This window comes from Clostridioides sp. ZZV14-6345 (assembly GCF_020657775.1).
Classification (GTDB): domain Bacteria; phylum Bacillota; class Clostridia; order Peptostreptococcales; family Peptostreptococcaceae; genus Clostridioides; species Clostridioides difficile_D.
Genome location: NZ_JAGWCX010000034.1, coordinates 1 through 21,526 on the forward strand (window position 1 = coordinate 1; position 21,526 = coordinate 21,526).

Genomic DNA, 21,526 nt, shown 5'->3' on the forward strand with positions numbered 1-21,526 from the left:
CCAACAGGAGCAGATGGATTAGTAGGTCCAACAGGAGCAACAGGCGTAACAGGAGTAACAGGTCCAACAGGAGCAACTGGAATAGCAGGAGCTGGTGCAATAATACCTTTTGCATCAGGTATACCTCTATCACTTACAACTATAGCTGGTGGATTAATAGGAACACCAGGATTTGTTGGTTTTGGTAATTCAGCTCCAGGGGTAAGTATAGCTGGAGGAACAATAGACCTTACAAACCCAGCAGGAACACTAACTAACTTTGCATTTTCAATGCCAAGAGCTGGAACAATAACATCTATTTCAGCATATTTTAGTACAACAGTAGCACTTTCACTTGTTGGCTCAACAATTACAATTACAGCAACACTTTATGAATCAACTGCACCAGATAACACATTTACAGCTGTACCAGGAGCAACAGTTACACTAACTCCACCACTTACAGGTATATTATCAGTAGGTTCAATTTCTAGTGGAGTTTTAACAGGATTAAATATATCAGTAGCAGCACAAACTCGTTTGTTGCTAGTATTTACTGCAACAGCTTCAGGTCTTTCATTAGTTAATACTGTAGCAGGATATGCAAGTGCAGGAATTTCGATTAACTAGATTAGATAATTAAAAGAGGCTTCTAGTATCTTGTTGATATTAGAAGCTTTTTAATATTAATTGCTAAGTATAATTTTAATATAATTGCTAAGCATAATTTAGAGTACTATTATATAATATAAAATAATAATATAAAATTGGAAATAGAGAATTGTCTAGGGGGAATATTATGAAAAATAAGATTGAAGAATTAATGAATAGTTTTGTAAAGGATTATCATAAATCAAATAATATAACTACAAAGTGGCAAGAACTTTTATTTGCTTATGCATCTGCCGAAGATGATATGTTTCAGAAGTTAAAAGGAGCTGTAGGAACATCTCATGCCATGCCAAAAGATTTTTTGAAAGATGGTAAAACTATAATTACATATTTTATACCTTTTGATAAAAGTATAAATAATAGCAATATTGGAGGATTTGAATGTTCTGAAATATGGGCAAGAGCGTACATAGAAACTAATATATTGATTTCAAATTTAAATAGTTTTTTATGTGAAGAACTAGAGAAGATAGGATTTAATTCATATTCTATTCCTGGGTCATATAATTTTGATAGTGAAAAATTGGTTAGTGATTGGTCACAAAGACATGTAGCATTCATAGCGGGTCTTGGAACTTTTGGTTTAAATAATATGCTTATTACAGAAAAAGGGTGTTGTGGAAGAATAGGAAGCATAATCACAAGCTTAGAATTGGAACCAACTAAAAGACCAGAAAATGAATACTGCTTGTATAAACATAATAATAGTTGCAAAAAATGTGTTAGTAAATGCGTAAAAGGAGCTTTAAAAGAAGATGGATTTGATAGAAATAAGTGTTATGAAATGTGTATGATAAATGAAAAGAAATATGCTCATATAGGTGGATGTGACATTTGTGGAAAGTGTATAGTTGGAGTTCCTTGTTCAGTAATAAAACCATCAAGATAATGGATTTATGTTTATTAATAATTTTAAATATAATTTATAATGAAAAAATATTAGCTACCAAAATAAATATAATATAATATGAAAATTAAATAAATATAATTTAAAAATTAGATAAATAATTTACATCGATTGACAATTATTTATACTGTTGATAGACTTATATGTATCGCTGTGATATATAAGGAGGGTTGAGACTTTATGTTTGATTTAATCTTTATAGTTGCATAGCAAGGGCTATTGCAATTATAAAATTTAATATATAAATAGCCCTTTGCTATTCCTAATAAAAAATTACTATTTAATAGGAGAGCAAAATGAGCTATAAAAAGGCAATACATATATTACCAGAAGAATTACTTGAATTGATACAGGAATATGTAGATGGCGAATGCATCTATATTCCTAGAAAATCTAATAACAAAAAAGAATGGGGAAGTAATACTTCTACTCGTGAAGATTTGGCAATTAGAAATATGAAGATTTATGAAGACTATCAAGTTGGATACGATTTGCAATATTTATCCGAAAAGTATTATTTATCTTTGAAAAGTATTCAAAGAATTGTATTACAAGAAAAAAGAAAAAGATAGCTAAGAATGAGTCAGTATAGTTTTATAATTATACTGGCTCATTTTCTTTTGAGAAAAGTGTTTGAGGTATAGTTTCTTCTAGGTGGATGTTATAATTTAAATAATTTCAAAACTTATACAACATATAATAATTCTAGTTGTAAAGTACATATAAAAAGCAATAATTTTTTATATGTGTGAAATTAAAATTTATCAAAAATTAGGAGGTATTGTTTTGAAGAAAATACTTGATTATATTCCACCTTTTCATAACTTTCTATTAGTTTAGTAACTTTATAGAAAGGAAATTGTATTTATGCAAAAAATTACTTGGGAGGTGGAGTATACCTCCCAATTACCAGTAATTAGGTATTGTAAAAAATGTGGAAAAAAGACTGAATATATTTGTTCAGGTTTATTTAGAGTTAATGCTCAACATAAATATTTGGATATATGGCTAATATATAAGTGTTCAAACTGTGACTCAACATGGAATTCAACCATATATTCTCGTGTCAATCCAAATAACTTAAATCCAGAAACACTAGAACAATTCCATACGAATGATGATAATCTTGCTAATCAATATGCTATGAATGTAGAACTTTTACATAGAAATGGAGCAGAGGTTGGTATTCCAGAATATAAAATAGTAGGACAAGAAATTGATATTAATGACCTTACACAAGTTCGTATTGTAAGTAAGTATCCATCTCAATTAAAGGTGTCAAGATTATTGCGTGAGAAACTAGGTTTATCTAGGAAGGCATTTGATGAGATGTTAGATTGTGGAACTATTAAAAGTATATCTGGAGTTGATTTAAGAAAAAGTAAATTAAACTATGAAATTATGTTAGAGATAGGCAATGAGAAGCAAAAGTCTTCAAATTGATTAGAATAACTAACTTAATATATTTTCAGGAACATCATTTAAAAAAAATAGTGACTTTAAAAAATTTAAAGCCACTATTTTTTAATATGTTTTATCTATATAACTATTATTTTTCTAGGTTTTTTAATATTTCGTAATAGTGTGTTGTGGCTATTTCACTTGATTCGCCTTTTTTACAAAAAGATAATTTAGATAGTTTTGGAACTACACGTTCAACGACAATTTTATTACCTATCATTTTAGATTCAAGTATCTTCAATGCTTCTAAAAACCTCTTATCCTTTTTTGCACGATTATAAAATGATAAAACGTAGACATAAAGGAATAGGTTATAATTACGGAAAGGATATTCAACTTGCATAAATAATGTTCCAATTCCATAGTGACAAGGGCCGATTGGTTTTTTAATAGTCCAATGGTCAAGTAGAAAATCTACAGCTTTGTCAAGTTTTGATTCTTTATTTAGATAATTACTAAAACGGAATGCATTTAATATATTAAGAGTTGGTAGTGGATTTGAGTATTCAGTTTCTGGACCTCGACCAAAACTAAATTTATTGCAACGCCACCCACCATCAGCATACTGTGTATCTAAAAAATGTTGAAACGTTTTTTGCATTCTAATGTCAGATGCATATCCCATATGACAGAGTACGTTAGCAGCATTTGCAGTATGACAAGGGTAAATACCTCCATTTGGATATAGTTTGAAACGTCCATCTTCTCGCCATGTGCTAAATATCAAGTCAGCACATTCTTTAAGTAAAGTATCATCAGGGTTCACACCTAACTCTAATAGATAAAGTACACTATCAAGAGTAGAGAAAGGAGAACCTTTTATTAAACGCTTATCAGGTGTAGTCCAATAGTCTGCACCATTATCATACCTGTGTGATAATATTATTTCAATATCTGATAAATATTTATTTTCTACATTCATTTTTTACTCCATTTCATATTATATTCTATTAAATCTATCAAAAACTTTATTATAATATTATTTATATTTATAATTGATTTATTTTATTTAAAATTGCATCTATAGCTGTATCAGGAACAACTGCTAAATCTTCTGCATTGAAGTAATAAATTATATTAGAATCAAATAATATATTTGAATTTGGAGGGAATTCGTCATCTCCAAACCAAAATATAAATATCATAGATGTATTACCCATATATGTAAACCTATAGGCTAAATCTCCCATATCTACTTTTTCAGCTCCCATATTTTCCATAACCAACTTATACCTGTTTATTTGAGATGTAAAAACCTCTGAAAGTCTAGACAGAGTTCTGTTTAAAAAATTTGGATAGTAAACATTGCCTCCTGGTATTTCTTTAAAAGTCACATATTTATTAGTTCTAGGTACACCATTAGCATTGATTAAGTATCTAATTATTAAAATTTTAAGTTCAAAGTTTTTGCAGATACTACCATCATCATTCCAAACTTCTCCACTTGGATAGTCTATAATATATTGTCTATCAAAGAAATTAAGTGTGAATTTATTTGAATCACTGTTAAAAGATATATTACTTAAATTACTAATTGTATGAGGGTCTAATTTTTTTAATTTTTCTCGAGCATAGTCAAATGGAACATTATAGTTACTTCTTGTTACTTTTTCATCCATAATTTTTCCTCCAATTTAAATAATTAAAGATATATTTATAAGAAGTTTTCTTATTATTGATTTTATTACATTTTTAAAATATTACAATAATAAATTGTCAAATAAATTTTTACAATTAAATAAATATATGTAAAATAAGTATAGAGTATTTGAAATATAAAGTTTTGAATCTAAAATGTTTTATTTGTAAAATATCAATTATTGTGTAAGCTATAATATGAGAGTATAATGATTCATACAAACTTGAAAAAAGTTATTAAATATAAGTATTAAAATGTTATTAAACATATAAATGGAGGAGTTAGTATGTCTAAGATACTAGTAATAGATGATGAGTTAGATATGTTAAAGTTGATTGAAAATATATTAAAAAGAGATGGACATGAAGTAAAGGTAATTAGTGATGTAGAAAATGCTATAGATATAGACTTTAATTCTTTTAATCTAATAATATTAGATGTAATGATGCCTAAGATGGATGGATTTGAAGTGTGCAAAGCTATAAGAAATAAGGTTGATTGTCCAATACTATTTTTGACAGCCAAAAATATGGAAAGTGATATTATGTATGGTCTTGGTATAGGGGCAGATGATTATATAACCAAACCTTTTGGTGTAGGAGAATTAAGAGCTAGGATAACTGCTCATTTAAGAAGAGAAAATAGAGAAAAAAAGAATTTATTAACTATCTCAAATGTTCAATTTAACTTTTTAGGTAAAGAAGTTTCAATTGATGGTAAAAAAATCAATTTTACTAAAAGTGAATATCTAATATGTGAATTTTTAGCAAAAAATAAGGGACAAGTATTTTCAAAAGAGAGAATATATGAGTCAGTATATGGCTTTGATAGAGAAAGTGATATAAGTACTATCACAGAACATGTAAAAAATATACGAAGCAAATTAAAACAATATGATATTTATACAATAGAAACTGTATGGGGGATAGGGTATAAATGGGTGTAATAAATATAAGTGTTACTTAGTGCAAATATTATATATATCTACAAAATGTTTGTAAAATATTAATCTATATATTAAAATTTAATTTATAGGTTAATATTTTTTGTAAATGACAAAATTGTAAGGTATTTTGTTATAAAATATTAAGATTTGTGGTGTATACTAATAATATAGTATTTAGTATAAATCTTGAGCAAAGGACGGTTATCTCTATATGGATAGACTAAAGAATATTAGAAAGAGTTTACTACAGTATACATTTTTATTTTTATTAATAGGTGTAACAATTTACCTAGTGTTTAAAACATTGGATATTAAAATGCTATCAAATGTTATGGTTATGGTAGATAAGAAGTTTTTATTCATTGGTGCTTTGGCAATTATGTGTCACATAATGCTTGAAGGAGTAGTAATGAAGATAATTATAGAAAGCACTCACAAAGTTAATATTAGATTTATTGGCTTTAAGCTAGCCATTATGGGATTTTATTATAATTTAATAACTCCTTTTGCTTCAGGAAGCCAACCAGTACAGATATATGTACTTAAAAAATGCAAAATGCCACTTAGTAAGGCAAGTGCAGTTGTTACTAATAAGTCTATTATTTTCCAAATAGTAGTTACTTTTTATTGTACAATACTTGTGTTAATGAATTTTAATATGTTAGAAAAACAAATGAAAGTGATTATGCCTTTAGTGTTTCTAGGGATAGCTATTAATTCATTTGTCTTAATTATGATAATATTAGTTATTTTAAATCCTCAAAAAATAAAATATATTATGAGAGTTTCTATAAAGCATTTATCAAAAATCAAGTTTTTAAAATTTTTAGATAATAAGATTGAATCCATAGAAAGTTTTATAGATGATTATAGTAAAGCAATAAATTTTTTTGCAAAGAATAAAAAAGTATTAATTTCAACTATAATAGTGACTTTTATTCAATTAAGTGCTTACTTTAGTGTTTCTTTTTGGATATATAAAGCATTTAATTTGCAAGGTTATAGTTATATCTATATATTGACACTGCAAGCATTTTTATATATGGCAATATCTCCAATACCAACACCTGGGAATGTAGGAGCTAATGAATTAGCGTTTTTCACTATATTCAAATCAGTATTCCCTCAACCTTTAATGGGATATGCAGTATTTTTATATGGTGGATTTATGTACTATTTGATTCTAATTGGAAGTGGAATATTTACTGTAATTACTCACTATAGAATGAAAAATAGAATTGGTAGGAATATTGTTTTGAGTGAAAATTAAATAAGTTTAAAGAAATGTATATTAAGTATATTAAAAAATATGTCATAAGAACTAGAATATTTTAATTAAATGGTTGAAATATAAAGATTATTATGACATATTTTTTTTAAAAATTTAAAAGGAATTGTGAGAAAATTGTTGAATTTAATAGATAGTATTGCAAAATATTTATGATTTTGCATATTATAAAAACACTCATTATCTTTAAGATAAATTTTACTTATCAGGGGATAAATCTAAGGGGGGAAATGTATGGAGAAAAAAATTTTAACAGTTTGTCCATACTGTGGAGCTGGATGCCAATTATATCTAGTCGTAAAAGATAATAAGATATTAAGAGCTGAACCAGCTAATGGTAGAACAAATCAAGAAAGTTTGTGTTTAAAAGGTCGTTATGGATGGGATTTTCTAAATGACCCTAAAATTTTAACACCTAGGCTAAAAAAGCCAATGATAAGAAAACAAGGTGTACTAGAAGAGGTTGAATGGGATGAAGCCATAAGCTATACGGCTTCAAGATTAAATGAAATTAAAGAAAAATATGGGCCTGATTCTATTATGGGAACAGGTTCTGCAAGAGGACCTGGTAATGAAGCAAACTATATAATGCAAAAATTTATGAGAGCCACAATAGGAACTAATAATGTTGACCATTGTGCTCGTGTCTGACATGCACCATCTGTAGCCGGTCTGGCTTACTCATTAGGTAGTGGTGCAATGTCTAATTCTATACCAGAGATAGAAAATGCAGATGTTTTATTTATATTTGGATATAATGGAGCAGATTCACATCCAATAGTGGCAAATAGAATAGTGAAAGCTAAAAAAAATGGTGCTAAATTAATTGTCACTGACCCTAGAGTAACTGAATCTGCAAGAATTGCTGATATACATCTACCTATAAAAGGTGGAACAAACATGGTTTTAGTAAATGCTTTTGGAAATGTTTTAATAGAAGAAGGTCTTTACAATAAAGAATTTGTTCAAAATCATACACAAGGATTTGATGAGTATAAAGAAATTGTTAAACCATATACAGCTAAATATGCTGAAAAGATTACAGGAATTCCAGAAGAACTTATAAGAAAAGCTATGAGGGAATATGCAAAAGGTAAAAAAGCTATGATGCTTTACGGAATGGGGGTCTGTCAATTTGGTCAAGCTGTCGATGTAGTTAAGGGGCTTGCATCAATTGCTCTACTTACAGGTAATTTTGGTAGAGAAAGCGTTGGAATAGGACCTGTACGTGGACAAAATAATGTCCAAGGAGCTTGTGATATGGGAGCTCTTCCTAATGTATATCCTGGTTATCAAAATGTAACTGATGATAAGATAAGAGAAAAGTTTGAAAATGCTTGGGGCGTAAAACTATCTCCTAACAATGGTTATAGTTTAACTCAAGTTCCAAACTTAGTACTAAAAGAGAAAAAGCTTAAAGCTTATTATATATTTGGAGAAGACCCAGTGCAAAGTGACCCAGATGCATCAGAAGTTAGAGAAGCTTTAGATGAATTAGAGTTTGTCGTTGTTCAAGATATATTTATGAATAAGACAGCACTTCATGCTGATGTTATACTTCCAGCTACTTCTTGGGGAGAACATGAGGGAGTATATACATGTGCAGATAGAGGATTCCAATTGATGAGAAAGGCTATAGAACCACAAGGAGATGTAAAACCAGATTGGCAAATTATAAGCGAAATTTCTACAGCAATGGGATACCCTATGAATTATAAAAATACTAGGGAAATATGGGATGAACTTAGACAATTATGTCCAAGTTTCTTAGGTGCTACTTATGAAAAGATAGAAGCTCAAGGATGTGTTCAATGGCCTTGTAAGAGCGAAAGTATGGAAGATAAAGGAACTATGTATCTATATGAAGGTCAAAAGTTTTCTACTCCTAATGGCAAAGGTAATTTGTTCGCTGCTGAATGGAGACCTCCTATGGAAGTTGAAGATGATGAATATCCATTTAGCTTATGTACTGTAAGAGAAGTTGGACACTATTCAGTAAGAACAATGACTGGTAATTGTAGAACTCTTAGTTCATTAGAAGATGAGCCAGGACGTGTTCAAATAAATTCTAATGATGCTGAAAAATTAGGAATTGAAGGCGATGAATTAATTAGAATTAGTTCAAGAAGAGGAAGCGTAATAACAAGAGCAACAGTTACTGATAGAGTTAAGGAAGGTGCAACATATATGACTTATCAGTGGTGGGTTGGAGCTTGTAATGAACTTACAATAGCAAACTTGGACCCTATATCTAAAACACCAGAGTATAAATATTGTGCTGTTAAACTTGAAAAACTTGAAGACCAAGAACTAGCAGAAAAATGTGTGAGAGAAGAGTATCAGAGTCTTAAAGATAGAATGACTGCTACAAATATTTAGTGGTTAATTAGATTCAAGACTTATAAAAAGTGGAAAGGCTAATATTTTATGAACAATATATACTCAAAAACTAAATTACAAGAGAATAGTAAGGATGAAGTTTTTGAAAACAGTTATAGTCTAGTGGATTACAAATATTTAAATTCTTTTAATATAGAAGTAAGTAAAATAAATGAACATGAATTATCAATAGAGGACGAAGAAATAATTGCAGAATATCCGCTTAGTTTTATCTTAAATGATAAATATGTAAATACATTTTTATGTACACCATATAATTTGGAAGAACTTATAGTAGGCTTTTTGAAAACAAAAGGATATATAGAAAATAAAAGAAGCTTGCTAAGTCTGAAGATAAATGAGGAGGAATGTTTTGCGAAAGTAACTATCCAAAAGAAACAAAAAAGTCAAGATGAGCAAATTATATTTTTGAATTCACTAGACTATATAAAATGTACTCCTGTAGAGAGTAATATAAAAGTAAATTATGATACGATTTATAGTATAATGGATAGAAATTTGAATTCGTCAGAATTATTCAAAAATACAGGTGGGGTACACAGTGTATCCATATTTGATTTTGATGAAATTATAGTGACTTGTGAAGATGTAGCAAGACATAATGCAATGGATAAGGCAATAGGATTTTGTGTTTTAAATGAAATATCATTGGAAGATAAAATTATAGTTGTAAGTGGAAGAATATCACTGGAGATGATATTAAAAGCAGCCATGACTCAAATTCCTATTGTAGTATCAAAATCAGCACCAACCAATTTATCAATAGAGCTTTCTAAAAAATTAAACATAACCCTTATTGGATTTGTAAGAGGAAGACGAATGAATATTTATGCAAATCCACAGAGAGTTATCAAAAAGTGAGACTGAGTATATGTGTACTAAAAAAGAAGAGCGAAAATATTCAAAATGTGAAATCTGTGGAGTATTAATTGATGATACTGATAAAGTGTATGATAACGCATACAATTTGTGTAAAAAATGTAAGCGAAATATAAGTACTGAGAAAATATTAAAATATATAAATATATATGATGAAAGTAACTAGGGCGTTAGAAATATACAAATTGAAAGGTGGGATAATATGAAGAATAAAATAGGCTCTTTTGTAATAGCAGACCCAAATAAATGTACAGGTTGTAGAGCTTGTGAAGTAGCTTGTTTTACAATGCATAACCAGCATAATAATGTAGGTTATACAGTTGGAACGGTTGATATACCTGTTATACCTAGACTTTATTTAGTAAAAGGTGATACTTTCTGTATGCCAATACAATGTAGACATTGTGAAGATGCTCCTTGCTTAAACTCATGTCCACAAAAAGCTATAATCAAAGAAAATAATATTATGTCTGTAAATGAAGAAAAGTGTATAGGATGTAAAACTTGTCTGCTAGCATGTCCTTTTGGAGCTATAGACTTACTTCCACAATATGAAGATGGTAAAGAAGTAGAACAAGTAATTTTAGACGAAAATAAAAAGATAGCTTATAAATGTGACTTATGTAAAGACAATGAAAAAATAGCTTGTATAAGTGCATGTCCTCAGGAAGCATTAAAACTTGTTACTCCAATAGATGACAAAAAAGCTAAGAATAGACAAGCAGCACTTAGCTTATTGTTAACAAATAAATAAAGGATACAGGGGTAGGTGACGTTTATGATAATAAATATAGATAAAGATTTATGTACTGGATGTAGAGAATGTTCAAAAGTCTGTCCAGTAAATGCTATTGAAGGTGAAGAGGGAAAGCCACAAGAGATAAATTTAGATAGATGCGTTATGTGCGGTCAATGTGTTCAAACTTGTAAATCTTATGCCTCAGTTATAGATGAAGGATTTGAGTTTTTACAAGAGAAAAAACAAGAAAGAGAGATACCAGAGTCTATAAATGAACCTATATTTGCAGCATATAATGTATGTGATGTAGATAGGGTGAAAAAAGCTTTAAGTGACCCAAATGTATTTACAATGGTTCAATGTGCACCAGCAGTTAGAGTGGCTTTGGGAGAAGATTTTGGATATTATTTAGGATACCTAGGTGCTGGGAAGATGGCAGCAGCACTTCGAGCTTTAAATTTTGATAGAGTATATGATACTAATTTTGCAGCAGATTTGACTATCATGGAAGAAGGTAGTGAGTTAATTAAAAGAGTAACAGAAGGTGGAACTCTTCCAATGTTTACATCTTGTTGCCCAGCATGGGTAAAATTTATGGAAAAAAATTATCCTAAATTAACTAATCATCTGTCTTCTTGTAAATCACCTCAACAGATGGGTGGTGCAATATTTAAAACTTATGGTGCAGAAATAAATAATATAGATGCCTCAAAGATATTTAGTGTTTCTATAATGCCATGCACATGTAAAAAATATGAATGTGATAGAGAAGAAATGGATTCTAGTGGATATAGAGATGTAGATGTAGTATTAACTACTAGAGAATTAGCTTATTTAATAAAAGATATGGGAATTGATTTCAAAAATTTAAGAGAAGAAAAGTTTGATAGTCCTTTAGGTAGTTATAGTGGGGCTGGAACTATATTTGGTGTTACTGGTGGAGTTATGGAAGCTGCTATAAGAACAGGTTATGAGCTTATAACTGGAGAAAGTATTCCTGATGTAGAAGTAAAACAAGTAAGAGGAGAAAATGGCTTTAGAAAGTCAACTATTAAAATAGGAGACTTAGACCTAAGAGTTGGAGTAGTAAGTGGACTAAAAAATGTAATACCAGTACTTGAAGATTTGGAAAAAGGAAAATTAGATGTAGATTTTATTGAAGTTATGACTTGTCCTGTTGGGTGTGTAAGTGGTGGTGGTCAGCCAAAAATTTTACTAGAAGAATATAAAGAATTGGCCTATGAAAATAGAACAAAAGCAACATATGTGCATGATGAACATTTAGCAATTAGAAAATCTCATGAGAATCTTGATATTAAAAAGCTATATGATGAATATTTGGTAGAACCATTAGGAGAAAAGTCTCATCATCTATTACACACTACATATTGTATAGGAAAGGAAGTGGCTAAGTGATGAACTATTTTGTTATAGCAGACCCTGATAAATGCATAGGATGTAGAACTTGTATGATAGGATGTGTAGTTGCACATTCAGATGAAGATATTTTTTACAAAAATCCAGATGAAATAAATTTTAACCCAAAACTTTCTGTCATAAAGACAAAGGAAGTAAGTGCTCCAATACAATGTAGACATTGTGAAGATGCTCCTTGCGCAAAGGCATGTCCAAATGGTGGTATAGTTAGGGTTGGGAACACAATAAAAATAAATGAAGAAAATTGTATAGGATGTAAGACTTGTATGTTAGCATGTCCTATAGGTGCAATAGACATAGTTACATTAAAAGATATAGATGAAGGAAAGCTTTGTTTTAGAGAAAGAATGACAGCAAATAAGTGTGATTTTTGTATAGAATCTCCAGAAGGACCTGCATGTGTAAATGTCTGTCCAACTAAAGCATTTACTATAGTTAAGGATGAAGATATAGATAGTAAGGTTAAAAACAAAAGAAAATTAGCAATATTGTAATATAAAAAAGATGGAGCGCTATTTGTTATTAAAAGCTCCATCTTTTTTATATAATATTTAGATATCTAAGAATTAATTATTGTATCAGTTTATCTAGTCTTTCTTTATTCATTTTTTTCATTCCTATAGAAGTTATAATAAGCAAAGTATAGGCTATTATAACTGATAAAATTATAATAGACCAAGAAAATCTATATCCAAAATTATCAACTAGTAATCCAAATAATGTTGAACCTAATGCAAACCCTGCTGCAAAAATTAATTGTACGATTCCATAGATACTACCAAATTCCTTTTGACCAAAGAAAGTTCCTGTCAAATAAGCAGGACCAATCATATAAGCAAATACAGAAAGTCCTTTTAAGACAGCAAATGCAAAAGCAAATGCAGGAGATTTATCTACAAATAGCAATGATAAAGTTGCTATAAGGACCAATATAAAAGATATAATAAGTGGTTTTATTTGACCAAACTTGTCAAACAATAATCCTCCAAATAAATTACCAATAAGAGCAAATAAAGCAAAAGTGGAGCCGACTGTTCCTATTAGAATCGGATTTAGATAGTTCCTAAGATAAGTGGGATATTGTACAGATAATGATGAAACATATATACCAACAAATATAAATCCAATTGTCATAATCCAAAAATATTTAATTTTTTTAGCTTCTTTTAATGTATAACCCCATACTGAAGGAGAAATTGCATCAGATGCTTTCTCTTTTTTACCTTTAGATTTAACTTTCTCACTAACATCTTTAGGCATCCTAAGTATGAATAATATTACAGGTACACCAACTATTAATGCTACAATTCCAAATATTAGATAAGAACGACTGTATCCTTGAGTTGCCAATAAGCGAACTGCAAGTGGTTGTAGAAATATACTGCCAATAGAGCCACCAGCAAAAGCAAAGCCCAGAGCTTTTCCTTTACTTTCTTCATCAAACCAAGCACTTATTAAAACTGGTATCCCTATAGCAGATATAATTGTAGCACCAATTTGCACAATACATGATACAGTGTAAAATTGCCATAGTTCAGTACATATAGAAAAAGTAGCAAAAGCAATACTAGAAATTATACAACCTAATAAATATAGTATCTTAATATTGACTTTAGAAAATAATACACCTATAAAAGGTGATGCAATTGCTGAAGCAATAGTACCAATAGTGAATATTAGAGAAAAAGATGCTAAGCTAAAACCTTCTCCTTCTACAACATAACTTATAAATTGAGGTTGTATGCTTGCTACAATACTAAATGGCACAGCTTGTATCAACATACAACCAAGTACTATAACCCAAGCATTTGAAAAGTTTTTAATGCTAAAATTCTTGTTTAGTAGTGTATTCATGGTATCTCTCCTTTAGATTATGATTTGTAGATATTAAGCTAATTATTCTAATTTTATATATTAGTTTTAGATAGTCGAATTATTTAAATGTAATTTTGGGTATTAATATAAAAATTAGCTATAAAAATTGATTATTTTAAATGGATGGGGTAAATTAAAATATATAGATAAATGAAAGGATGGATAAAATGTCATTTGAAAAAATAAATAATAATAATCTAGATAAGATACACAGTAGGAAGTGTATTATGTTTGTAAATTTTAATAAAAAAGAATTATCATTAATTAAAAATGTTAGTAATTTTGCTGGAATAAGAGACCATATCATTTTAACTGATAAAAACGGAGAAAACACAATAAGAGACATTTTGGATGGAAATATATCAAATGAATGTGAAAATGGGATTAAGAGTAAGTCTGTAATATTTAATAACACTCCAAGTATGCAAGTAAATGCATTTTTAGAAGGATTAAAAAAAGTAAGAATAAATAGACCTTTTACAGCTATGGTAACTGAAACATCTATTGATTGGACGCTGAATAACTTAATAGAAAATTTAGTTCAAGAACGTAATGCTATGTCTTTAGGAAAAACAATTGAACATAAGTAATTTGAGACATCTTCTAGTAAGTTTAACTAATGTACATTAAGTATCATATATTATACTGTAGGATATAAAAATTTTAATGTGAGTGAATGAAGGAGATTTGAGATGAAAGTTTTGTTTACAATAAATTATGGAAAAGAGAAATTTGAGAAAATAAGAGAATTAGGCTATGATGTTATACATTACCCTGAAGATAGTATTGAAAATAATGAAGATGTAAATACTGCAGATGTACTAGTTACATACAATCCTTTTAGTAGATTAGATATTTCTAAGATGAAAAATTTAAAATATATACAGACAACTAGTGTAGGTATAGACCAACTTCCAAAAGAAGAAGTGTTAAAGAGAGATATTAAGATAGCTAATAATAGGGGTGGATATAGTGTACCTATTGGTGAAAGTATAGTTCTGTATATTTTAGAAATTTATAAAAATAGTGCAAAGTTTTTTAAACAACAACAAAATAAAGAATGGAAGATGGATTTTTCTGTATCAGAATTGTATGGACAAAGAGTTGGATTTCTTGGAACAGGTACTATATCTTCAGAAGCAGCAAAGAGATTAAAAGCTTTTGGTCTAGAAATATGGGGGGTTAATACTAATGGAAGTAGTAAAAAATACTTTGATAAATGCTTTGCCACTGATGATATGAATATTATATTTGAAGAATGTGACATAGTCGTTGTAGCAATGCCTTCTACAAAAAGTACAGACGGAATAGTAAACAAAGAAATGCTTAAACTTATGAAAGAAGGTTCTGTATTTATCAATGTGGGTAGAGGAAATACAGTTAATCAAAAAGACTTAGAAGAATGTGTAGATAAATTTAGAGGTGTAGCATTAGATGTATTTGAAAGTGAGCCTTTGAGTAAAGATAATAAGTTATGGGAGTGTGAAAATGTCATAGTAACTCCTCATAACTCTTGGGTATCTGATAAAAATAAAGAGAGAACATTTAATATGGTTTATAATAATTTAAAACACTATATAATGGAAAATAAACCTGTAGATAATGTTGTAGATATATCAAGAGGTTACTAAATATATAAAAATTTTAATAAGAATAAAAAACTCTTATTAGTATTATTAGAGATACTAATAAGAGTTTTTTTTGTAATAAATTTAAAGTCAAAAAAGTGATATACTAAAAAATATATAAATAGGAAATAATTAATTATAAGGGAATTTCAAAATAATTTAATTTAAAAAATATGAAGAGGTGCAAAAAGTGAGCGTTAAAGATGAAATTAATAAACTTATAGAACAAATAAACTATCATAATGAAAGGTATTATAATCAAGATAGCCCAGAAATATCAGACTATGAATATGATAAGTTAATGAAGGAGTTAATTTCTTTAGAAGAAGAAAATCCAAATCTAAAGAGAATTGATTCTCCAACAAATAGGATAGGAGGTAAGTCATTAGACAAATTCAATCAAATTGTACATAAAACTCCTATGTTGAGTTTATCAAATGCTTTCTCAGAACAAGATTTGAGAGACTTTGATAAGAGAGTTCAAGAATATGTAGGAGATAATGTTGAATATGTTGTTGAATTTAAAATAGATGGTCTTTCTGTAGGTCTAACTTATAATAATGGAGAGTTTGAAAAAGGAGCAACTAGAGGAGATGGAATTGTAGGAGAAGATATTTCTCAAAACCTAATGACTGTAAAAAGCATACCTCTTAAAATAAATGAAAAAAAAGAACTAATAGTTAGAGGAGAAGTATATATATCAAAAGATAACTTTAGAAAAGTAAATGAGCAACAAGAAGAACAGGAACAGTCCTTATTTGCTAATCCAAGGAATCTTGCTGCAGGTTCATTAAGACAATTAGACCCAAAATTAACTGCAAAGAGACCATTAGATATATTTGTATTTAATATGGAAAATATAGAAGAATATGATTTAGAAAGTCATAGTAAATCACTAGATTATTTAGAAAAACTAGGATTCTCAGTAAGCCAGAATTATAAAGTCTGTAAAAATATAGATGAAGTTATTGAACATATTGAATACTGGACAGAGAACAGAGGTAATTTGGAATATGAAATAGATGGTATGGTAATAAAAGTAAACAATATAAAACAAAGAAACGAAATGGGGTATACAGCAAAAAGCCCTAGATGGGCAATTGCATATAAATTCCCAGCAGAAAAGAAAAAGACTAAAATAGTAGATATAATAGTAGAAGTTGGGAGAACTGGTACAATAACACCTTCAGCAATACTTGAACCAGTCAGACTTGCAGGTACTACTGTAAGTAGAGCTACACTTCATAATGAAGATTATATAAGAGAAAAAGATATAAAAATAAATGATACAGTATTAGTTCAAAAAGCAGGAGATATAATACCTCAAGTTTTAGAAGTTATAAAGGAAGAACGTACTGGAGATGAAATAGATTTTAAAATGCCAGAAAAATGTCCTGTTTGTTCAGAGCCAACAGTAAGATTAGAAGGAGAAGCTGCTGTAAAATGTATAAACATGTCTTGTCCAGCTCAAATAAGAAGGGGAATTATACACTTTGTATCGAGAGATGCAATGAATATAGATGGTTTAGGAGAATCTATAATTACATTGTTATTAAATGAAAAAATAATACAAGATGTATCTGATTTATATTATATAAAAAAGGAAGATGTAGTTGACTTAGATAGAATGGGTGAAAAGTCTGCTGATAATTTAATAAATTCAATTGAAAAGTCAAAAGAAAATGATTTATGGAGACTTATAAATGGATTAGGTATTAAATTTATAGGAGTTAAAGCAGCTAAAATACTTGCATCTAGCTTTAAGGATTTAGATGATGTGATTTCTGCAATGAGTGAGCAACTAGAAGAATTAGAGGAATTCGGAAGTATAATGGCAAACAGCGTTGTCGAGTTTTTTAAGGAAGAGAAAAATATGAATGTCATAAACAAATTGAAAAATGTAGGAGTAAACACAAAATCCTTAGATAATACAGGTGAAAAAGTAGAAAAAATATTTGAAGGAATGAAAATAGTCTTGACTGGCACACTTCCTACACTAAAAAGAAATGATGCAAAAGATATGATAGAAAAAAGAGGTGGGAAAGCTACATCTAGTGTAAGTAAATCGACAACATTTGTTTTAGCAGGAGAAGAAGCTGGTTCTAAACTCACTAAAGCAAATGATTTAGGAATTAAAGTTATAGATGAAGAGAGATTTTTAGAATTATTAAATTTACCATCGAAAGATGAAGTAAAAGCTGTATTAGAGAGTTAAAAAGTCGCTTAATTTAGTAGAAAACTACTATAATTAATGATAGAATAGTTCAGTAAGCTAATAAGATTATGAAAAATGACAGTACTTAATATTTGACAAAATTAAAAATTATAAAAATAACTTTATAAAATATAAAAAATATAAGAAAGGATATGAAAAATGACCAGAAGTTATGATAGAAGTAACGAACAGATAAGACCTATAAGAATAACTAGAAATTATACAAAGTATGCAGAAGGTTCTGTTCTTATAGAAATGGGAGAGACAAAGGTTATATGCACTGCATCAGTGGAAGACAAAGTACCTCCTTTTTTAAGAAATAGTGGTACTGGATGGATAAATGCTGAATATTCTATGTTACCAAGAGCAACACAACAAAGAAAAATAAGGGATGCATCTAGGGGAAAAATAGATGGAAGAACACAAGAAATACAAAGGTTAATTGGAAGAGCAATAAGGTCTGTTGTAGACTTGAATAAATTAGGTGAAAGAACTATTTGGGTAGATTGTGATGTGATTCAAGCAGATGGTGGAACTAGAACTGCATCTATAACAGGGGCGTTTGTAGCAGTTGCAGAAGCAATATATAAATTATATAAAGCAAAGACAATAAAAGAAATGCCAATAACAAATTTTGTATCTGCAATTAGTGTTGGTATAGTAAATGAAACACACATGCTAGATTTATGTTATGAAGAAGATTCTAAAGCACAAGTAGACATGAATATAATAATGACTGATAAGTGTGAGTTTGTAGAAGTGCAGGGGACTGGAGAAGAGAAACCTTTTTCAAGAAAAGATTTAAATTTATTGTTAGAGTTAGGAGAAAAAGGGAATAAAGAATTAATAAGGGTTCAAAGAGAAGCTTTAGGTGAAATAACAGATGAGATATTAGGTATGGATTATGGTAATGAAGTAGTGATAGCCACTAATAATGCTCATAAACTAGAAGAAATAGGTGAAATTTTAAAAGACTTTGAATATAAAGTATATTCTTTAAAAGATGTTGACCTAGCAGGTATAGAAATAGTAGAGGATGGAAAAACATTTGAGCATAATGCATTGATAAAAGCTAGAACAATAGCTAAAAAGACTAAACTTATAGCTATATCAGATGACTCTGGCTTAGAAGTAGATGCCTTAGGCAAAAAACCTGGTGTTTATTCAGCTAGATATGCAGGAGAACATGCAACAGATGAAGAAAATAGAGAAAAGCTATTAAAAGCTATGCAAAATGTACCAATGAGTAAAAGAAATGCAAGATTCGTCTCTGCAATAGCAGTAGTTTTTCCTGATGGAAAAGAATTTGTAGTAAGAGGAATCTGTGAAGGAATTATAGGGTTTGAAGAAAAGGGTAAAAATGGCTTTGGATATGATAGCTTATTTATAGTAAAGGGATATGATAAGACTTTTGGTGAAATACCTAGTGTTATAAAAAATTCAATCAGCCACAGAGCAAATGCACTAAAACTTATGAAACAAGAGTTTATAAAAAGGGTAGTGAAGTAATGAAAATAGGCATAGTAAGTGATACACATATGATGATTAAAAATATGGAAAAAACAATACCATATTTAAAAGAATGTGACCTAATAATTCATGCAGGAGATAACTTTACAGACTCAAGATATATTCATAGTATGACTAATGTAGGCATTATTGCAGTTAAAGGTAATTGTGACTTTGATGCTGTTGAGGAAGAAGTTGTCTTTGAAGTGGCAAATAAAACTATATTTTTGTGCCATGGAGATAAGTATGGTGTAAAGTATGGAACACATATGTTAGAAAAAAAGGCAACTGAAGTTGGTGCTGATATAGTTATATTTGGTCATACCCATACTCCGTTTAGAGAAGTTAAAGATGGTGTGCTTTACATAAATCCTGGAAGTATTTCACTTCCAAGAGGAGTATCGTATAAAAGTTTTGTTATTATGGAAATGGAAGAAGATGACATAAATATTGAAGAAATACGTATATAAAGGTGTATTTATCTAAAAAAACAGCAAAAAAAGCTCAAAAAATTAAATTTTATCAAATAAGTACAACGATATTAATGGAACACTTGTAAATAAAAAAACTTATGTGATATAATTAAGTGGTTGAATTATAAATAGAATGAATTATGATACCATTATCGGGTATTACATAAATATCACTAGGAGGATTAGAAGGATGAAAGCAGAACTAATTAAAAAAGAGGGTAATAAAGTTACTTTAAAAATAACAGTAGATAACAATAAATTTGAAGCAGCAGTAAATAAGGCTTATAATAAAAGCAGAAATAAATACAATATACCTGGATTTAGAAAAGGTAAAGCTCCAAGAATTGTTATAGAAACTCAATATGGAAAAGGTATATTCTATAATGATGCTATAGAAATATTATTCCCAGAAGTTTATCCAGAAGCTATCAAGGAATTAGATATAGACCCAATAGACAATCCAGATTTAGATATAGAAGAAATAAGTAAAGATAATGGATTAGTTATGGTTCTTAATGTAGAAGTTAAACCAGAGTTTGAATTAGGAAACTACAAGGGTATAGAAATAGCTAAGGTTGAGAATACTGTAAGTGACGAAAATGTTGAAGCTAAACTACAAGAAATGGTTGAAAAAAATGCTAGATTAGTAAGTGTAGAAGACAAAGCTTTAGAAGATGGAGATACAGCTATAATAGACTTTGAAGGCTTTGAAAATGGTGTAGCTTTTGATGGTGGTAAAGGTGAAAATTATAACTTAGTTATAGGTTCAAACACATTTATCCCAGGATTTGAAGAACAATTAGTGGGTAAAAAAGCTGGTGAAGAAGTAGAAGTTAATGTTACTTTCCCAGAAGAATATCACTCACAAGACTTAGCTGGAAAACCAGTTGTATTTAATGTAAAAATAAACGATGTAAAAGTAAAAGAATTATCTGCACTTGATGATGAATTTGCTAAAGATACTAGTGAATTCGATACTTTAGAGGAATTAAAAGCAGATGTAAGAGCTAAATTAGAAGAAGAAGCTAAAAATAGAGCAGACGCAGAAACTAGAAATTCAGTAGTAGAAAAAGTTGCTGAAAATACAGAAATAGAAATACCAGAAGTTATGATACAACATCAAATAGATAATATGTTAAACGAACTTAACTATCAATTACAATATCAAGGATTTGGATTACAACAATTACTAGATATGACTGGTAGAACTATGGAAGAATTAAGAGAAGAGAGAAAAGAAGATGCTAAAAAACTAGTTAAGTCTTCTCTAGTATTAGAAGCAATAACTAAAGCTGAAGGAATTGAAGCAACAGAAGAAGAATTTAAAGCTGAGTTAGAAAAAATGGCTTCTACTTACAATATGGAAATAGAAAAAATAGAAGCTTCTTTAAGAGATGCTGACAAAGAAGATATAAAAGGTCAAATAAAAATAAGAAAAACAATAGATTTACTAGTTGAGAATGCAACAATAGCTTAATA

21 protein-coding genes are annotated in these 21,526 nt (G+C 29.1%); 18 read left to right on the forward strand and 3 right to left on the reverse strand.

The window, feature by feature from the left end; genetic code table 11:
- From KGF39_RS10590 to KGF39_RS10605, 4 genes are all read left to right on the forward strand, one after another.
- A partial coding sequence (locus tag KGF39_RS10590; protein ID WP_306800921.1) for an exosporium glycoprotein BclB-related protein occupies positions 1–609 on the forward strand: 609 nt, incomplete at its 5' end.
- A 169-nt stretch (positions 610–778) separates the two neighbouring features.
- Positions 779–1,540, forward strand: a complete 762-nt coding sequence (locus KGF39_RS10595) for an epoxyqueuosine reductase (protein ID WP_107595196.1) — start codon at positions 779–781, stop codon at positions 1,538–1,540.
- A 314-nt stretch (positions 1,541–1,854) separates the two neighbouring features.
- Positions 1,855–2,130, forward strand: coding sequence for a CD3324 family protein (locus tag KGF39_RS10600; RefSeq protein ID WP_227822282.1), 276 nt, complete (start codon positions 1,855–1,857; stop codon positions 2,128–2,130).
- A 295-nt stretch (positions 2,131–2,425) separates the two neighbouring features.
- Positions 2,426–3,001 carry a DUF1062 domain-containing protein gene (locus KGF39_RS10605; protein WP_227822283.1) on the forward strand — a complete coding sequence of 192 codons (576 nt, stop codon included), beginning with the start codon at positions 2,426–2,428 and terminating at the stop codon, positions 2,999–3,001.
- A gap of 106 nt (positions 3,002–3,107) precedes the next feature.
- Here the strand turns inward: KGF39_RS10605 and KGF39_RS10610 are convergent, their stop codons facing one another.
- Together KGF39_RS10610 and KGF39_RS10615 are read right to left on the reverse strand one after the other, a co-directional pair.
- The gene (locus tag KGF39_RS10610) at positions 3,108–3,941 is read right to left on the reverse strand and encodes a prenyltransferase (protein ID WP_038809763.1); all 834 of its coding nucleotides are present in this window, start codon (positions 3,939–3,941) and stop codon (positions 3,108–3,110) included.
- A gap of 67 nt (positions 3,942–4,008) precedes the next feature.
- Complete coding sequence (locus KGF39_RS10615; RefSeq protein ID WP_227822284.1) at positions 4,009–4,638, reverse strand: DUF3786 domain-containing protein; 630 nt, start codon at positions 4,636–4,638, stop codon at positions 4,009–4,011.
- A 306-nt stretch (positions 4,639–4,944) separates the two neighbouring features.
- Here KGF39_RS10615 and cprR point away from each other — a divergent pair, with 306 nt between their 5' ends.
- From cprR to KGF39_RS10655, 8 genes are all read left to right on the forward strand, one after another.
- Positions 4,945–5,604 carry a two-component system response regulator CprR gene (gene cprR / locus KGF39_RS10620; protein WP_227822285.1) on the forward strand — a complete coding sequence of 220 codons (660 nt, stop codon included), beginning with the start codon at positions 4,945–4,947 and terminating at the stop codon, positions 5,602–5,604.
- Between the two features lie 211 nt (positions 5,605–5,815).
- Positions 5,816–6,874, forward strand: coding sequence for a lysylphosphatidylglycerol synthase transmembrane domain-containing protein (locus KGF39_RS10625; RefSeq protein ID WP_054275224.1), 1,059 nt, complete (start codon positions 5,816–5,818; stop codon positions 6,872–6,874).
- Between the two features lie 252 nt (positions 6,875–7,126).
- On the forward strand, positions 7,127–9,271 hold the full coding sequence (gene fdhF, locus KGF39_RS10630; RefSeq protein WP_227822286.1) for a formate dehydrogenase subunit alpha: 2,145 nt from the start codon (positions 7,127–7,129) through the stop codon (positions 9,269–9,271).
- A 48-nt stretch (positions 9,272–9,319) separates the two neighbouring features.
- Complete coding sequence (fdhD, locus tag KGF39_RS10635; RefSeq protein ID WP_227822287.1) at positions 9,320–10,153, forward strand: formate dehydrogenase accessory sulfurtransferase FdhD; 834 nt, start codon at positions 9,320–9,322, stop codon at positions 10,151–10,153.
- Positions 10,154–10,163: 10 nt separating this feature from the next.
- Positions 10,164–10,337 carry a hypothetical protein gene (locus tag KGF39_RS10640; protein ID WP_054275274.1) on the forward strand — a complete coding sequence of 58 codons (174 nt, stop codon included), beginning with the start codon at positions 10,164–10,166 and terminating at the stop codon, positions 10,335–10,337.
- Positions 10,338–10,373: 36 nt separating this feature from the next.
- Positions 10,374–10,925 carry a 4Fe-4S dicluster domain-containing protein gene (locus KGF39_RS10645; protein ID WP_054275220.1) on the forward strand — a complete coding sequence of 184 codons (552 nt, stop codon included), beginning with the start codon at positions 10,374–10,376 and terminating at the stop codon, positions 10,923–10,925.
- Between the two features lie 24 nt (positions 10,926–10,949).
- Positions 10,950–12,326, forward strand: coding sequence for a [FeFe] hydrogenase, group A (locus KGF39_RS10650; protein WP_227822288.1), 1,377 nt, complete (start codon positions 10,950–10,952; stop codon positions 12,324–12,326).
- Positions 12,326–12,841: a 4Fe-4S dicluster domain-containing protein gene (locus tag KGF39_RS10655; RefSeq protein WP_021386201.1), complete on the forward strand. Its 516-nt coding sequence runs from the start codon at positions 12,326–12,328 to the stop codon at positions 12,839–12,841. The genes KGF39_RS10650 and KGF39_RS10655 overlap by 1 nt, the downstream gene beginning before the upstream one ends.
- 76 nt (positions 12,842–12,917) lie before the next feature.
- Here the strand turns inward: KGF39_RS10655 and KGF39_RS10660 are convergent, their stop codons facing one another.
- On the reverse strand, positions 12,918–14,201 hold the full coding sequence (locus KGF39_RS10660) for a conjugated bile salt MFS transporter (protein ID WP_227822289.1): 1,284 nt from the start codon (positions 14,199–14,201) through the stop codon (positions 12,918–12,920).
- A 188-nt stretch (positions 14,202–14,389) separates the two neighbouring features.
- Here KGF39_RS10660 and KGF39_RS10665 point away from each other — a divergent pair, with 188 nt between their 5' ends.
- The 6 genes from KGF39_RS10665 (at position 14,390) to tig (ending at position 21,524) form a co-directional block, all read left to right on the forward strand.
- Positions 14,390–14,812 carry a DUF3783 domain-containing protein gene (locus tag KGF39_RS10665; RefSeq protein ID WP_227822290.1) on the forward strand — a complete coding sequence of 141 codons (423 nt, stop codon included), beginning with the start codon at positions 14,390–14,392 and terminating at the stop codon, positions 14,810–14,812.
- Between the two features lie 102 nt (positions 14,813–14,914).
- Entirely contained in the window at positions 14,915–15,853 is a 939-nt protein-coding gene (locus KGF39_RS10670; RefSeq protein ID WP_227822291.1) for a phosphoglycerate dehydrogenase, read from the forward strand.
- Positions 15,854–16,040: 187 nt separating this feature from the next.
- Positions 16,041–18,065, forward strand: coding sequence for an NAD-dependent DNA ligase LigA (gene ligA, locus KGF39_RS10675; protein WP_227822292.1), 2,025 nt, complete (start codon positions 16,041–16,043; stop codon positions 18,063–18,065).
- Positions 18,066–18,224: 159 nt separating this feature from the next.
- The gene (gene rph, locus KGF39_RS10680; protein ID WP_227822293.1) at positions 18,225–19,574 is read left to right on the forward strand and encodes a ribonuclease PH; all 1,350 of its coding nucleotides are present in this window, start codon (positions 18,225–18,227) and stop codon (positions 19,572–19,574) included.
- The gene (locus tag KGF39_RS10685; RefSeq protein WP_054275213.1) at positions 19,574–20,044 is read left to right on the forward strand and encodes a metallophosphoesterase family protein; all 471 of its coding nucleotides are present in this window, start codon (positions 19,574–19,576) and stop codon (positions 20,042–20,044) included. Before rph ends, KGF39_RS10685 begins: the two co-directional genes overlap by 1 nt.
- Positions 20,045–20,237: 193 nt before the next feature.
- Entirely contained in the window at positions 20,238–21,524 is a 1,287-nt protein-coding gene (gene tig, locus KGF39_RS10690; protein ID WP_227822294.1) for a trigger factor, read from the forward strand.
- Positions 21,525–21,526 lie beyond the last annotated feature (2 nt).